The following is a 15,213-nucleotide window of genomic DNA, read 5'->3' as shown; positions in this document are numbered from 1 at the left end:
CCGTGGCGGGCATCGCTGCGCTCCGGCCACGTTGCATCGTCTACGTAGCCTGCGACCCGGCGGCCATGTCTCGCGACGTCGCCTCATGGAAGGAGCACGGCTACGTCCTGACCGACCTTCGGGCGTTTGCACTGTTCCCGATGACGCATCACGTCGAGTGTGTTGCCGTTCTGGAGCGGACCGAACTGCCACAGTGACGTCATGCGTTTCGCTGACCCGCGTGTGCGTCCTGCCTGTCGAGCTCCCATCGAAACTTCCACAGGACCTGCGCCCGCCCGTGCCACCGGGTCGGCGCCGGCTACTTCAGGCGAGCGGTCCTGGTTGGTTCGCAACTGGTCTGCTCGGTGCCATGGCGTCGCCAGCGCCGTGCTGGTGGGTGTCGGCGTCACATGGAAGGACCGAGTGCGCGATGGTCGATGCATGCTGGCCTTCGCCGAGGGGACGAACTGACATGGACGAGATCGACGAGATCGACGAGTTCGAGGAAATTCCGATTCGTCCGGTGCGCGAGCTGCGCCGCGCCGCGCTCGGGCAGGATGCGCTGCTGTTCTGCGCCGCCTTCACCCTGGGCGCCATCGCGTTCGGGATCGTCGCTGCGGTGACCTCCGCGCTGGGGGAGACCAGCGACTTCTGGACCATCAGCCTGTCCGACGACCTCGTCTTCAGCGGACTGATCGCGGGCGAGCTCTTCCTGCTGTGGAACAACGGCTACCGCCAAGGCGTGCGCGGCCACAGCATCGGGAAGCATCGGGAAGGCATCGAGGTGGTGGACCGCAAGACCCGCGAGCCGACCGGCGCGCTGCGGGGCCTGCTGCGTGGCCTGATCGTCGCGGTGTTGCTCGATCTCTCGATCGCGGCATTGCCGCTGGGCCTGCCGACCGTGTTGCGTCGCGCCACTCCAGAGAGCTGGCACGTGGGCGGGGCCACCTACCTGGCGCTCGCGCTGCTGCTCGTGCCGGTCGTGCTGTCGATCGATCGGCGCCTGGCCGACTGGGTCAGCGGCACCGTGGTGGTGCGCGCTGACACGCACACCTCGGCGTCGCACCGCCGTATCGTGTCGCTGATCGAGCTGATCGGTGTTGCCGGGGTGCTCGGACTGGCCATCACCCACATCGTCTTCTTCGCACCCCTGCTGCGATTCCCGACCCTGTTGTGATCTGCGTCTCGCGATCATGTATCTTGATATCAAGATACATTGGATGTCGGTCCACGTGAGTTAGGTAGACCTGACCTCGCTCGTCGAGGTGATCTGCAGGCAGGATGGGAACCGACCCGGCAAAGGAGACCTTCATGGCCGTCGACAGCTTCAACTCCCAGGACACCCTCACCGTGGGTGACACGTCCTATGACTACTTCCGGCTCGGGGCGGTGACCGGCGAGGGACTGGACGTCGACAGTCTGCCGTTCAGCCTCAAAGTGCTGCTCGAGGCGCTGCTGCGCACCGAGGACGGCACCGACATCACGAAGGACGACATCGCGGCCCTGGCCGGCTGGGATGCGAATGCCGAGCCCGAGACAGAGATCCAGTTCACGCCAGCGCGCGTGATCATGCAGGACTTCACCGGTGTGCCGTGCATCGTCGATCTCGCCACGATGCGCGAGGCGATGGCCGACCTCGGTGGCGATGCGACCAAGATCAACCCGCTGGCCCCGGCCGAGATGGTCATCGACCACTCCGTCGTCGCCGATGTCTTCGGCACCCCCGGCGCGTTCGAGCGCAATGTCGAGATCGAGTACGAACGCAACAACGAGCGCTACCAGTTCCTTCGCTGGGGACAGGGTGCCTTCGACGACTTCCTCGTCGTCCCGCCCGGCACCGGCATCGTGCACCAGGTCAACATCGAGCACTTGGCTCGCGTGGCCTTCACCCGTGAAACCGATGGCAACACCGTGGTCTACCCCGACTCGTGCGTCGGCACCGACTCGCACACCACGATGGTCAACGGGCTGGGCGTCGTCGGCTGGGGCGTGGGTGGCATCGAGGCCGAGGCCGCCATGCTCGGTCAGCCGATCTCGATGCTCATCCCGCGCGTCGTCGGCTTCAAGCTGTCCGGTGAGCTGCCCGAGGGAGCGACCGCCACGGACCTCGTGCTGGTCATCACCGAGCAGCTGCGCGAGCACGGCGTGGTGGGCAAGTTCGTTGAGTTCTACGGCCCCGGCGTCGCCGCTGTCCCGCTGGCCAACCGAGCCACGATCGGCAACATGAGCCCTGAGTACGGCTCGACCATCGCGGTGTTCCCGATCGACGATGAGACCACCAAGTACCTGCGCCTCACGGGTCGCAGCGAGGAGCAGATCAACCTGGTGGAGGCGTACGCCAAGGCGCAGGGCCTGTGGCACGACGCCGACCGCGAGCCTCGCTTCTCGGAGTACCTCGAGCTCGACCTCGGCGACGTGGTCCCCTCCATCGCCGGTCCCAAGCGCCCGCAGGACCGGGTGTCGCTGACCGACAGCAAGCAGTCGTTCCGCGGTGCGCTCGCGGCCTACGTCGCCGAGGACGTCGACGCGGTCTCGGGCGAGTGGGACGAGTCGCTGGAGGAGTCCTTCCCTGCGTCTGATCCGCCGTCCAACGACACGGCACACGGCCAGACCCCGTCGCGCGACTACGTCAGCTGCGCGCCGGCTGACGGTGGTCGTCCCAGCAACCCGCAGCACGTGGCGTTGGAGGACGGCACCGAGTTCGAGCTCGACCACGGTGCCGTCACCATCGCGGCCATCACGTCCTGCACGAACACCTCGAATCCATCGGTCATGATCGGCGCCGGGCTGCTGGCCAAGAAGGCCGTCGAGAAGGGTCTGGAGCGCAAGCCATGGGTCAAGACCACACTGGCCCCGGGGTCCAAGGTCGTCACCGACTACTACGAGAAGTCGGGCCTGAACGTGTACCTCGACAAGCTCGGCTTCAACCTGGTCGGGTACGGCTGCACCACGTGCATCGGCAACTCCGGTCCACTGATCCCTGAGGTCAGCAAGGCCGTCAACGACGGTGACCTGGCGGTCACCGCGGTGCTCTCGGGCAATCGCAACTTCGAGGGTCGGATCAACCCCGACATCAAGATGAACTACCTCGCGTCGCCTCCTCTGGTCATCGCCTACGCGCTGGCAGGTTCCATGGACGTCGACCTGTACAACGAGCCGCTGGGGCAGGACACCGACGGCAACGACGTGTTCATGAAGGACATCTGGCCCACGCCTCAAGAGATCGAGGACGTCATCGCGCAGTCGATCGACTCCTCGACCTTCGTCAAGGAGTACGCCGACGTCTTCGCCGGCGACGAGCGCTGGCAGAACCTGTCGACGCCTGACGGCGACGTGTTCGAGTGGGATCCGGAGTCCACCTATGTCCGCAAGGCCCCGTACTTCGACGGCATGCAGGTGGAGCCGTCACCGGTCGAGGAGGTCAGTGGTGCGCGCGTGCTGCTCAAGCTGGGCGACTCGGTCACGACCGATCACATCAGCCCGGCCGGCGCGATCAAGAAGGACAGCCCCGCGGGCACCTATCTGTCCGAGCACGGCATTGCGCCGCGCGACTTCAACTCCTACGGATCGCGCCGCGGCAACCACGAGGTCATGATTCGTGGCACGTTCGCCAACATCCGTCTGCGCAACCAGATGGCGCCGGGCACCGAAGGCGGGTTCACGCGCAACCTGATCGACGGCGGCGAAGTCACCAGCGTGTTCGAGGCATCCGAGGCCTACCAAGCAGCCGGCGTACCGCTGGTCGTCCTGGCCGGCAAGGAGTACGGCTCCGGATCATCGCGCGACTGGGCGGCCAAGGGCACGGCGCTGCTGGGCGTGCGGGTGGTGATCGCTGAGTCCTACGAACGCATCCACCGCTCCAACCTCATCGGCATGGGCGTCCTGCCCCTGCAGTACCCCGAGGGCCAGACCGCTGAATCGCTGGGTCTGACCGGCGAGGAGACCTTCTCCTTCACCGGCATCACCAAGCTCAACGACGGCAGCACCCCGAAGACGGTGCAGGTCCAAGCAGGTGACGTCGCATTCGACGCCGTCGTGCGGATCGACACACCTGGCGAGGCGAACTACTACCGCAACGGCGGCATCATGCCGTACGTGCTGCGCAGCCTGCTCTGACGCCAGAGTGACTCGTGCGATGAGGCGTCCACCGATGACCGGTGGGCGCCTCGTCCTGTTTCGGCCACGTTGCACAAGTTTTCTGAATTGTTGCCTCAACCTACTGGACGTGACGCACGTCACCGATTACGTTGTTCGAGACAACAATTGCGTATCGGCGCCATTCCCCATGGCGTTCCGCGCAATCCCGGAGGAGAATTTAGGAGGCGGTTCGTGTGAAGCGGACACGCAATCTCGTACTTGCCACGGTCATGGGTGCATCGCTTGCCCTCAGCGCCTGTGGTTCTGACAGCGGCGGCAATGGCTCGGACTCGTCGGCTGACGCTGGCAAGATCGGTGTCATCCTGCCGGACACCAAGTCGTCGGCACGATGGGAAGCCGCCGATCGCCCGGCGCTCGAGGCGGCCTTCAAGGAAGCTGGCGTCGAGTTCAGCATCCAGAACGCCGAGGGTGACGCCGACACCATGGCGACCATCGCCGACAGCATGATCACCGACGGCGTGACCGTCCTGGCCATCGTCAACCTGGACTCTGACTCCGGCGCTGCCATCCAGGAGAAGGCGGCCAAGCAGGGCGTCAAGACCATCGACTACGACCGACTCACCTTGGGTGGCTCGGCTGACTACTACGTGTCGTTCGACAACTCCAAGGTCGGCGAGCTGCAGGGCGAGGGTCTGGCACAGTGCCTCGGCGACAAGGACGCCAACATCATCTACGTGAACGGATCGCCGACTGACAACAACGCGACCCTGTTCTCCGCGGGCGCGCACACGGTCCTCGACGCCAAGAGCAACTACAAGGTCGTCGGCGAGCAGGCCGTCCCGGACTGGGACAACGACAAGGCTGTCACGATCTTCGAGCAGCTGTACACCAAGGTTGACGGCAAGGTCGACGGCGTTCTCGCCGCCAACGATGGACTGGGCGGCAGTGTCATCTCGATCCTGAAGAAGAACGGCGCCAACGGCACGGTCCCCGTGACCGGCCAGGACGCAACGGTCGAGGGCCTGCAGAACATTCTTGCGGGAGACCAGTGCATGACGGTCTACAAGAGCGCCAAGCTCGAGGCCGGCGGACTCGCCGAGGTGGCCATCGCGCTCGCCAAGGGCGAAGAGGCCGAGACCACCGGAACGACCGAGGACACCGAGGGTGGCCGCGACGTCCCGTCCATCCTGCTCGACCCCGTGTCGATCACGAAGGACAACGTCAAGGACGTCATCGATGATGGCGGAGCGTCTGCTGCCGACGTGTGCAAGGGAGCCTTCAAGAAGGCCTGCAGCGAGGCCGGCATCTCCTGATCGATCAGGTGTGGCCGTCGGAATCTCCGGCGGCCGCACCGCTTCGTCAGAACTTCTTAGACATCCACCACCCGGCTCACACCACTCCGTAGGGGGAAGCCCACCATGAGCGACAGCCCGATCCTCCAGCTGCGCGGCGTCAACAAGAGCTTCGGTGTGGCGCACGTGCTGCACGACGTCGACCTCACCATCTACCCGGGCCAGGTCACGGCCCTGGTCGGCGACAACGGAGCCGGCAAATCCACCCTCGTCAAGGCAATCGCCGGCATCTACCCCGCCGACAACGGCGAGTATGTCTTCGACGGCGCCCCCGTCTCCGTGCATGGTCCCAAGGACGCTGCTGCGCTCGGCATCGAAGTGGTCTATCAGGATCTCGCGCTGTGCGAGAACCTCGACATCGTCGAGAACATGTTCCTGGGCCGCGAAATTCGCAGGGGCCCCGTTCTGGACGAGACGACCATGGAGAGCAAGGCCCGCGAGGTGCTGGCCTCCTTGTCGGTGCGCACCGTCAAGTCAGTACGCCAGAGCGTCTCCAGCCTGTCCGGCGGACAGCGCCAGACCGTCGCCATCGCAAAATCTGCGCTCTGGAACTCGCGCGTCGTGCTCCTCGACGAGCCGACTGCCGCGCTCGGCGTCGCGCAGACCGCTCAGGTGCTGCAGCTGGTGCGCCGCCTGGCCGACTCCGGGGTCGGCGTCATGCTGATCTCGCACAACCTCACCGACGTCTTCCAGGTGGCCGACCGCATCACGGCGCTCTACCTCGGTCGGGTCGCTGCTGACGTCGCGGTCAAGGACGTGACCTCGCAGCAGGTGGTCGAGCTGATCACGACGGGCCAGTGCACCGACCTCGACCTCACGTCCACCGCCAGCCCGACGGCCTGAAAGCGAGTACGAAGATGACTGACACCACCGTCGATCACGGCGCCGACTCCGGCAGCGACTCCGAGGATGCGGACTTCGCCTCCGATCGTCAGCAGGCCACCACGCTCGGCGGGGCGGCTCGCGCCTACCTGGAGCGTGTGCGTGGCGGCGACATGGGGTCGCTACCGGCCATCTTGGGCCTGGTCGTCCTGTTCGTCGTGTTCGGCCTCGCCAACGACCGCTTCTTGTCGGCGCTCAACATGGCCAATCTGATCACTCAGGCCGGCGCCATCATGGTGCTCGCGATGGGCCTGGTCATGGTGCTGCTGCTGGGCGACATCGATCTGTCCGCCGGTGTCGCCGGTGGCGTGTCGGCGTGCGTCATGGGGTTGCTGATCGTCAAGCAGGACCAGCCGTGGTACCTCGCGGTGCTGGCGGCACTCGTCACAGGCGCCGCCATCGGCTTCGTCATCGGCGTGCTGGTGGCCAAGCTGGGCATTCCCTCGTTCGTGGTGACGCTTGCGTTCTTCCTCGGGCTGCAGGGCGTGACGTTGAAGCTGATTGGTCAGGGTGGTTCGGTGCGCGTCTCGGACCCTGTCATCAGCGGCATCTCCCGCGACAACCTGAGCGTCCTGGCGGGCTGGCTCCTGGCAGGCGTCATCATCGTCGGCTACGCCGCGATCAGTCTGCTGAGCCACCGGCGCAAGGTGGCCAAGAATCTTCAGCACCAGCCGCTCGCCGTGGTGCTCCTGCAGATCGGCGCGCTCGCCGCTGTCCTGCTGGTCGTGACCTACATCCTCAACATCAACCGGGCACCCAATCCCGGTTTCGTCATCGAAGGCATCCCGTACGTTCTCCCGGTGGTGATCGTCCTGTTGATCTTCTGGACCTTCATCTTGAGTCGCACCTCCTATGGCCGGCACGTGTATGCCGTCGGCGGCAATCCCGAGGCGGCCCGCCGTGCTGGGATCAACGTCGACCGGATCCGGATCTCAGTGTTCATGATGGCCTCGTCGATGGCGGCACTCAGCGGCGTCATCGCAGCGTCCAACAGCGGCAAGGTCTCAACCTCATCGGGTGGCGGCAACGTGCTGCTGTACGCCGTCGGTGCCGCGGTCATCGGTGGCACGAGCCTGTTCGGCGGCAAGGGGCGAGCCAGTGACGCGGTTATCGGCGGCCTGGTCATCGCGACCATCGCCAACGGACTCGGTCTGCTCAATCAGGCGTCGTACATCAACTTCCTCGTGACCGGTGGTGTGCTGCTGCTGGCTGCCAGCGTGGACGCCGTGTCGCGCAGGCGCCGATCTGCATCCGGCGTGTGACGGTGGCCACGACCGCAGCTGCTGGCGCTGGCACGAACCAGGAGGACGTCCGCAGGCACAATCTCGCGACGGCGCTGGGCCATGTGCATCGCACCGGGCGCCTCTCCCGGGCAGACCTGACAGCACTGATGCGGCTGAACCGGAGCACGATCGGTGGGCTGGTCACGGAGCTGGAGTCGCTGGGCCTGGCAGAGCAGATCAAGTCAACCGGCACCCGGGTGGGCGCCGGGCGCCCCTCGGTGGACGTCATCGTCGGCACGAAGGCCTACGTGCTGGCGGTCGACGTGCGGGTGGACGGGCTGACCGTGGCCCGCGTCGGGTTGGGCGGCGTCGTGCAGTCCCGCGCCACGGGTCCTGCGCCCACAGGTCACGACCCGGAGGCCACCGCCGACTCGATCGTCGATCTGACCCGTCTGGTCCGCAAGGAAGTTGAGCCGGGCGGAGTGCTGGTGGGTGTTGCTGTCGGTGTGCCCGGCATGGTCCGGTCCGCAGACGGGATGGTGCGACTGGCACCCAACCTCGGGTGGCGGGAGGTGGACTTCGGCACATTGCTGCGGGATCGCCTGGACCTCGACGATCGCCCAGCACTGGGGAACGACGCCGATCTGGGTGCGATCGCCGAGCACCAACGCGGAGCCGGGGTGGGCATCAACGACCTGGTGTATCTCTCGGGCGAGGTCGGCGTGGGGGCCGGCATCGTGGTGGGCGGTCGCCTTCTGGGCGGTTCGGACGGCTACGCCGGAGAAATCGGTCATCTGCCCTTCGACCACGGCGGACGGCCGTGTCACTGCGGCTCGCGCGGCTGCTGGGAGACCGTCATCGGCGCACCCGCCATCGCCGAGGCGGTGGGTTGCCCCGTCGATCGCATCCCGGCGCTGGGCGACTTCCTCGACGGCGTCGACGAGGCATCTCCCGCTCTGCGCGAAGTCGGACACCAGGTCGGTCGAGGACTGGCCAGCATCGTGAACCTGTTCAATCCACGTGTCATCGTGCTGGGCGGTTACCTGAGGTCGTTGCACCCGTTGGTGGCCGACGACGTGTGGGCAGGAATGGCCGAACAGGCACTTTTCGCCCCGCAGCAGATGGTGCAGATTGCTTTGCCGGGCCTCGGCGGCGACGCTGTGCTGCTGGGTGCCGCCGAACTGGCCTTCGCCGGCCTGCTGGCCGACCCAGTCGGGCGACTTGCCGTCGCGTCAGCCGTGGGCGGCTGAGGAGGCCAACGCCGACCCCGCCAGGACGGGCGCCAGCGACTGCTCGGCGGCTCCGATGGCTGCGGCTCGCAGATCGAGCGGGCTGAGCCGTATGTCCGGCAGGTGAAGGTCAGCAAAGGTCAGATGGGCGGCCATCGCCTGTTCAGCGGCCGGAACCAGCCAGGGCGCGATCGGGACGAAGTAGCCTCCGAGCACGATGGCGTCCGGATCGATCACGCCAGCCAAGGTGGCCAGACCGCGACCGAGCCGGGCGCCGATCTCGGCCAAGCCCGCGGCCACCGACGCATCGCCCTGGGCTCGGCCGGCCACGACCTGGGCTGTGGCCCACGGGGTCTGCACCTCCTGCATGTCGACGGCGTCGAGCATGGCGCGCAAGCCGATGCTCGCCTCCCAGCAGCCGGCGCGGCCGCACCCGCACGGAGCGCCGGGCTCGCCCAGGGGGAGGTGCCCGACCTCGCCGGCGAAGCCGGCTGATCCGCGCATGAGTTCGCGACCGTGAATGAGCCCGGCACCGATGCCGATGGTGCCGGTCAGGTACAGGGCACTCTCGACGTCCTGCGCTGCGCCGTGGCTGAGCTCGGCCAGAGCGGCGCAGTTGGCGTCGTTGTCGATGGCGCACGGGACGTCGCCCGCGGCATCGTGGAGCGCAGCGGCCAGATCGAGATCGGTCCAGCCGAGGTTGGGCGCCCATCGCACGACGGCTCCATCTGCCGACACCAGGCCGGGGACGGCAGCTGACAGTCCGACCAGATGACCGCCATCGCCACCGATCGCCGCCACGCGTTCGGCCACGACGCGGGACACGACGTCGAGGGGGGCGTCACCCGAGGCGACGGGCAGCGTCTGTTCTTGGCGCACCGCCCCGGACAAATCCATCGTGACGGTCGTGACGTAGTCGACGTTGACCTCCACGCCGAGGCCGACCACCCGATGGCCGGCCAGGGCGACCGGTCGGCCCGGGCGTCCCCGACCCGAGGAGATGGGTCCTGCCTCGCTCACCAGTCCGTGTTCGTCGAGGGTGCCGACGATGGTGCCGACCGTCGCCTTGGCCAGTCCGGTGCGCCGGGACAGCTCGGTCCGGGTCGCCGGGCCGTGGTGGCGCAGCGAGGTGAGAATCAAGCCGGTGTTGCGCCGCCTGAGCTCCTCGACACCGCCTGGACCAGCCATCGTGATCACGCTCCGCGCACCCCGTACAGATGCTCCAGAGCCAGCTGGTCCAGGTGCTCGAAGGCCATGCCGCGCGCGCCGAGCGCATCCGCGTCAGGCAGGTCGGCCTGCTCGAGTCCGGCCCAGCCTTCGCCCTCGGCGAGGGTCGGGATCGCCAGCTCGGGCACGCGGGCCGCCTCAAGAGCTGCCTGCACCTCAGGATCAGCACGGAAGGCGAGCGCCTTGTCGCGCAGGATCAGGTAGTTGGTCATGCATGCCTTGGCGGCAGTCCAGACCCCGTGGTTGTCCTCGGTGCGAGGCGTCTTGAAGTCGAAGTGCACAGGTCCGTCGTATCCGCCGGCCAGCAGAGTGTCGACCACCCAGAAGGCGCCGCGCGCGTTGCCAGCGCCAAACCGGAAGTCCTGGTCGTAGCGCGGACCGTTCTGGCCGTTGAGGTCGATGTGGAAGAGCTTGCCCTGCCACATCGCCTGCGCGTAGCCGTGTGCGGCGTTGAGCCCCGCCATCTCCTCATGACCGATCTCGGGATTGACGCCCACGAGGTCGGGCCGATCGAGGGTCTCGATGAAGGCCAGGGCGTGGCCGATGGTCGGCAGCAGGATGTCGCCACGCGGCTCGTTCGGCTTGGGCTCGATGGCGAACACCATGTCGTAGCCCTTGTCGGTCACGAACTCGCCGAGCACGTTGTACGCCTCGCGGTACCGATCCAGCGCGGCCGCCACATCCTTTGCGGCGCCGGACTCGGCGCCCTCGCGCCCGCCCCAGCAGACGTAGACCTTGGCGCCCAGCTCGGCAGCCAGGTCGATGTTGCGCATCACCTTGCGAATTGCGAAGCGACGGACGTCTCGATCATTGGATGTGAAGCCGCCGTCCTTGAACACCGGGTGCCCGAACAGGTTGGTGGTCGCCGTCGTCACGGCGAGTCCGGTGTCTGCGAGGCCCTTCTTCCAGCGCTCGATGATGGCCTCTCGAGGACCGTCGTCAGTGCCGAAAGGAATCAGGTCGTCATCGTGGAAGTTGACGCCGTAGGCGCCGAGACCGGCGAGCTGTTCAAGCGCGTAGATCGGGTCCATGTCGGCGCGGGTCGGCTCGCCGAACGGGTCTCGTCCGCCATAGGCGACGGTCCACAGGCCGAAGGAGAACTTGTCGGACGGCTGGGGTGAGGAGATGGTCATCGCAGTGCCTTTCAGGTGGGGTCAGAGCCGGTTCTGGTCGCGCAGGTGCCCGTAGGTGGCGCGGACGTCGGGGGTGGATGCGGCCTCGAAGATCGTTGAGGCAACCTCGGGCCAGGCAGGGGGCTCGAAAGCGCCGCTGAGTGCCCACGCGGCCTGACGTGCAGCACCCCGCGCGACGTATTCGCCGGGGTCCGGCACGGTCACGGGACGGCCGAGAACGGCTGGGGCGATCTGCTGCACCGCCGGGTTCTGGGCGGCCCCGCCGATCAGGAGGATTCGTGAGGTGGGTTGTCCGCTGGCGGCCGCGAGGTGGTCGACGGCGTCAGCCAGCGAGCACAGCAGCGCCTCGACGGCGGCCCGTGCGACGTCCTCGCGGCTCGTCGAGGTGGTCAGGCCCGTCCACGTGCCGGTGGCATCGGGCCGATTCGGTGTGCGCTCGCCGTCGTAGTACGGCAGCACCGTCAGTCCGTGCGCGCCCGGGGGAGCGGCCAAGGCCAGGCGGGACAGCTCGTCGTGGTCCACCCCGAGCAGTGTGGCCTGAAGAGTCAGGATGCGAGCCGCGTTGATCGTGGCCACCAACGGCAGGAAGCGGCCCGTCGCGTCGGCGAAGCCCGTGACGCTGCCCGTGGGATCAGACACCGGCACCATGCTGATCGCTGAGGCGACTCCCGAGGTGCCGATCGAGACCACGACGTCCCCGGGCTGCAGATCCAGTCCGAGGGCGGCGCCAGCGTTGTCGCCCGTGCCTGCACCCACGACCACGCCACCAGCGGTCGTGTCAGCCACCTGGTGCGATGGCACCACCCGGGGCAGGTCAACGGAGTGCCCGAGTGCCAGCTCGACCAGATCGGGCCGCCACCGGTCCTCGCGAGTGGAGAAGTAGCCGGTGCCGGAGGCGTCGCTTCGGTCCGTGAACGGATCGCCGCCGGTGAGGTGGCGGGAGACATAGTCGTGGGGGAGCAGCACCCGTCGTACGCGAGCCGCAGCGTCGGGCTCATGATCCCGCAGCCAGCGCAGCTTGGTCGAGGTGAACGACGCCACCAGCACGCTGCCGACCGCCTCGGCGCACGCCGCCGGCCCGCCCATCTCGTCGATCAGGTCCTGCGCCGCAGGTGCTGATCGTGTGTCGTTCCACAGCAGCGCGTCGAACACGGGGGTGCCAGCGTCGTCGAGGGCGACCATCCCGTGCTGCTGTCCGCCGACCGCCACGGCATCGGCCCTCTCGAGCAGCCCGGCGGTGGCCTCGTCGAAAGCAGTCAGCCAGGCGCGCGGGTCGACCGCCGTGCCGTCGGGGTGGCGAGCAGTACCGCTGTCGACGATGCGGCCGGTCGAGGCGTTCACGAGCACGGCCTTGGTGGACTGAGTCGACGAGTCGACGCCAAGCACCAGTGAAGGCAACGGATCGGGGTTCGACGTGTGAGCCACTCCATCATCTTTAGTACGAGTCATGAACAAAGTCAAGAGCTTCACTCAGTAGGGTGGCTACGTGAGCATTCATTCCGACCACCCGTTCGCGACACCCGAGGGCGATCGCGACCCCCTGCGCCGCCTGCGAGGCCGGATGGCGGCGCCCGTGACGGTCTGGACCACGGGCACCGGCAAGGAACGCCACGGCTTGACCATCTCGTCGGTCGTAGTCGCCGAGGGCGAGCCGGCTCACGTGCTGGGTCTGGTCGACGAGGATGCAGACTTCTGGACCGCTCGGCCCGAGACTGTCGTGGTGAATCTCTTGGGATCTCCGCATCGCTACGTGGCCGATGTCTTCGCTGGCAGCGCGCCCGCACCGGGTGGCATGTTCACGCAGGGCGAGTGGGACGACTCGCCCTGGGGTCCCGTCCTCCGCGACTCCGTCGGCTGGATCGGCTTACGTCTTGCGCCCGATCCGCGCGAGGTTGGCTGGCGCCTGCTGGTCGACGGAGTGGTCGAGCACGCCGAGGTCGGCGAGGCAGACCCGTTGATTCACCTGCGCGGGCGCTACAGGGACTAGTGGTCACTGTGAGTGCAGCCTCAAGTCTCAGTGAGGAGCACCTTGTTCCTGGTGTGATGTCCTGGCGCTCGCCAAGCCCGCAAACTCCCAACACACCTACTCACGCGACCTGAAATGTAACGGCGCTTACATTCCGTTCGAGTGATGAATGCCCCGCACGTCGACCGCGACCACGTGGTCATCGAGCAACTCGCTCGCGAGCGCCGCCGCTGTCTCAGTGCTTTGGCATTCGACGACGTAGAACGCCGTCATCTCAGCCCGGTTCCCTTCAGTGCAGTTGAGACCGTCGTTGCGCCCATGACCTTCGTGGAGCACCAAGCTCTCTCGCCTGAACTCAAGGCCCGCCCCGTTGAGAAGTGTCCCCGACGCTTCGAGACGTTCTCTGAACCTAGAATGCTTCAGTTCGATCTCCGACAACTGCTCCGGGCTCAGAGCAACGCTGTCGTCCGGCACTGTGTACATGGCGATCATGAATTTCATGCCTCAAGGCTAGGCAGGGCGCCAACCCTCTGGTGTTGACCCAGCACGTGGGGGACAGGCCTCGGGGCCGCCGGACTGGGGTGGTCAGGCGGCTTGGCGGTAGTTGGTTCGTCGTCGTCGGCGAAGGGGGCGGCCGGAGCGGGTGGTGAAGGTGAATCCGTTCTTGGCGTTTCCGGCGATGTGGAGTCGGCCGCGGTGCAGCAGGTGGTGGCAGCGGCTGCACAGTCCGATGAGGAGGTCGAGGTCGGTGGTGCCGCCGAGGGACCACCAGATGACGTGGTGGATCTCCAGGTGGGTGTGGTGGCAGCCGGGGGTGGCGCAGACACCTTTTTGGCGGGCGATGACTGAACGGCGCTGCAGCTGGTTGGGTTGGTAGCGTTCGCGGCCGGCGTTGAGGATCTGGGCTTGGGTGTTGCCGTTGGTCTTGGTCAGGAACGCGGTGAAGTCGGACACGCAGAGCATCTGCATGAGCAGGTGGGGGCCGATGGCGCCGTGTCCGGCGAGGGTGGCGGGTTCGACCGGGGGCATGGGCTTGGGCTGGTATCCGGGGTGCTGGGCGGCGTGTCGGACGTGCTCGGCTGCGGCTTGCAGGGTGTCTGCCTCGACGAAGACCGACAGGTGCGGTCTGACGCCCTTGTCCGAGGGCAGTCCGTTGCCCAGGACCGAGGTCAGCAGGTCGTCCAGGCCCTGGATGCGGCGTTGTGATCCGGTGCGGGTGTCTTCGGCGTCGTTTGGTGCGGAGACTGAGTCGAGGACCTTCTTGAGCTTGGCGCCGGTGACGGTGTTGAGGAAGCCGTTGAGGTGCCAGCCGTCGGGGACGGCGTTGACCTGGACGTCTTGCTTGTCCATGCCCTTCTCCCACGCGTCGTCGAGGTCTTCGGGGTGGACGACGTCCTTGAGGTGCTTGACCGCACCGAACAGCTCACCGGGGTCGTGCTCGAGGGCGACGGCGAGGAACACGTCCTCGAACTCCCGCATCTTCTCCAGCCCGACGTGGACCAGCCCGTATCGGAAAGCCTGGACGTGCGCGGCGCTGATCCTGCCGGCGGTGGCGGCGTCAGCAACTCGTGGCAGCTGGTCCAGGGAGGACACGTTGCGTACCAGGACGGTGGCCTGGCCAGCGGTGAGGTGCAGCTCGTTGCGCACCCACCCGTGCAAGGTCGATGCACCGTCGAGCTCGTGATCACGACTGATCTCCAGCTCCGACAGGGCCAGAGCCTTGGCGGCATCGAGAGCGTCCTGGGCCACCTGGATCGCCCGGGCACGCTGCCGCGCATCCCCGAACCGCAGTGCCTGCGCAGCGGTGCGCATCGCCTCGATGGTGGGGTCCGGATCCATGCATCAAGTGTACTCGAACAGGTGTTCGATAACAAGGGATTCTCGCTGCTGTTTCACATCTTTTCGACAGATCGACGATGCCATGCCCTCCGCGTCCCGGACTCGTCGACCTGACCTCGGTAGGGTCACGTCATGACCAAGCCCGCGCTCGATCCCGCCCGCTGGACCCCACCTCAGGCAGACCCCCCGGAGAGTCCGACCTCACCGGGGCAGATGCGGGTGTACGACACGTCCGGGTTCGGCACCGAGGACGTGCTCGTGCGTGACGACGGGCAGATCCTGACC

12 protein-coding genes and 1 pseudogene are annotated in these 15,213 nt (G+C 66.9%); 8 read left to right on the top strand and 5 right to left on the bottom strand.

Features of this window, described 5'->3' with window-relative positions:
* From WB508_RS06535 to WB508_RS06505, 7 genes and pseudogenes are all read left to right on the top strand, one after another.
* Positions 1-197 (top strand): annotated as a pseudogene (locus WB508_RS06535) (class I SAM-dependent RNA methyltransferase); the annotation flags it as partial.
* Positions 198-451: 254 nt separating this feature from the next.
* A complete protein-coding gene (locus tag WB508_RS06530) occupies positions 452-1,156 on the top strand; it encodes a hypothetical protein (protein WP_423844074.1) in 705 nt (234 codons plus the stop codon).
* Between the two features lie 134 nt (positions 1,157-1,290).
* Positions 1,291-4,095: an aconitate hydratase gene (locus tag WB508_RS06525; RefSeq protein ID WP_423844073.1), complete on the top strand. Its 2,805-nt coding sequence runs from the start codon at positions 1,291-1,293 to the stop codon at positions 4,093-4,095.
* A 215-nt stretch (positions 4,096-4,310) separates the two neighbouring features.
* Entirely contained in the window at positions 4,311-5,390 is a 1,080-nt protein-coding gene (locus tag WB508_RS06520) for a sugar ABC transporter substrate-binding protein (protein ID WP_423844072.1), read from the top strand.
* 105 nt (positions 5,391-5,495) lie between these two features.
* Positions 5,496-6,272, top strand: a complete 777-nt coding sequence (locus tag WB508_RS06515; RefSeq protein ID WP_423844071.1) for an ATP-binding cassette domain-containing protein — start codon at positions 5,496-5,498, stop codon at positions 6,270-6,272.
* A 14-nt stretch (positions 6,273-6,286) separates the two neighbouring features.
* The gene (locus tag WB508_RS06510; RefSeq protein WP_423844070.1) at positions 6,287-7,573 is read left to right on the top strand and encodes a sugar ABC transporter permease; all 1,287 of its coding nucleotides are present in this window, start codon (positions 6,287-6,289) and stop codon (positions 7,571-7,573) included.
* A gap of 2 nt (positions 7,574-7,575) precedes the next feature.
* Positions 7,576-8,784 (top strand): ROK family protein, encoded by a 1,209-nt coding sequence (locus WB508_RS06505; protein ID WP_423844069.1) that lies wholly within the window; start codon positions 7,576-7,578, stop codon positions 8,782-8,784.
* Here WB508_RS06505 and WB508_RS06500 read toward each other — a convergent pair.
* Genes WB508_RS06500 through xylB form a run of 3 tightly spaced genes read right to left on the bottom strand, consistent with a single transcriptional unit; the run spans position 8,767 to position 12,548 of the window.
* The gene (locus WB508_RS06500) at positions 8,767-9,951 is read right to left on the bottom strand and encodes an ROK family protein (protein WP_423844068.1); all 1,185 of its coding nucleotides are present in this window, start codon (positions 9,949-9,951) and stop codon (positions 8,767-8,769) included. The two genes, WB508_RS06505 and WB508_RS06500, sit on opposite strands and share 18 nt — an antisense overlap.
* Before the next feature lie 5 nt (positions 9,952-9,956).
* The gene (gene xylA / locus WB508_RS06495; protein ID WP_423844067.1) at positions 9,957-11,123 is read right to left on the bottom strand and encodes a xylose isomerase; all 1,167 of its coding nucleotides are present in this window, start codon (positions 11,121-11,123) and stop codon (positions 9,957-9,959) included.
* A gap of 21 nt (positions 11,124-11,144) precedes the next feature.
* Entirely contained in the window at positions 11,145-12,548 is a 1,404-nt protein-coding gene (xylB, locus tag WB508_RS06490; protein WP_423844066.1) for a xylulokinase, read from the bottom strand.
* 61 nt (positions 12,549-12,609) lie between these two features.
* Here xylB and WB508_RS06485 point away from each other — a divergent pair, with 61 nt between their 5' ends.
* Entirely contained in the window at positions 12,610-13,110 is a 501-nt protein-coding gene (locus tag WB508_RS06485) for a flavin reductase family protein (RefSeq protein ID WP_423844065.1), read from the top strand.
* Between the two features lie 126 nt (positions 13,111-13,236).
* Here WB508_RS06485 and WB508_RS06480 read toward each other — a convergent pair whose 3' ends face one another.
* Entirely contained in the window at positions 13,237-13,590 is a 354-nt protein-coding gene (locus tag WB508_RS06480) for a YciI family protein (protein ID WP_423844064.1), read from the bottom strand.
* 84 nt (positions 13,591-13,674) lie between these two features.
* Entirely contained in the window at positions 13,675-14,928 is a 1,254-nt protein-coding gene (locus WB508_RS06475) for a DUF222 domain-containing protein (protein ID WP_423844063.1), read from the bottom strand.
* Positions 14,929-15,213: the final 285 nt, after the last annotated feature.

Origin of the sequence: Aeromicrobium sp., assembly GCF_049586495.1 — a bacterium.
GTDB lineage: Bacteria > Actinomycetota > Actinomycetes > Propionibacteriales > Nocardioidaceae > Aeromicrobium.
The sequence above is the reverse complement of the archived record's forward strand: the minus strand, read 5'-3'. Positions and strand labels throughout refer to the sequence as shown.

Excerpts from the sequence above, each read along its gene's own strand:
- WB508_RS06530 (WP_423844074.1), top strand. The coding sequence starts at position 452 with ATGGACGAGATCGACGAGATCGACGAGTTCGAGGAAATTCCGATTCGT.
- WB508_RS06525 (WP_423844073.1), top strand. The coding sequence starts at position 1,291 with ATGGCCGTCGACAGCTTCAACTCCCAGGACACCCTCACCGTGGGTGAC.
- WB508_RS06515 (WP_423844071.1), top strand. The coding sequence starts at position 5,496 with ATGAGCGACAGCCCGATCCTCCAGCTGCGCGGCGTCAACAAGAGCTTC.
- WB508_RS06510 (WP_423844070.1), top strand. The coding sequence starts at position 6,287 with ATGACTGACACCACCGTCGATCACGGCGCCGACTCCGGCAGCGACTCC.
- WB508_RS06500 (WP_423844068.1), bottom strand. The coding sequence starts at position 9,951 with ATGGCTGGTCCAGGCGGTGTCGAGGAGCTCAGGCGGCGCAACACCGGC.
- xylA (WP_423844067.1), bottom strand. The coding sequence starts at position 11,123 with ATGACCATCTCCTCACCCCAGCCGTCCGACAAGTTCTCCTTCGGCCTG.
- WB508_RS06480 (WP_423844064.1), bottom strand. The coding sequence starts at position 13,590 with ATGAAATTCATGATCGCCATGTACACAGTGCCGGACGACAGCGTTGCT.
- WB508_RS06475 (WP_423844063.1), bottom strand. The coding sequence starts at position 14,928 with ATGGATCCGGACCCCACCATCGAGGCGATGCGCACCGCTGCGCAGGCA.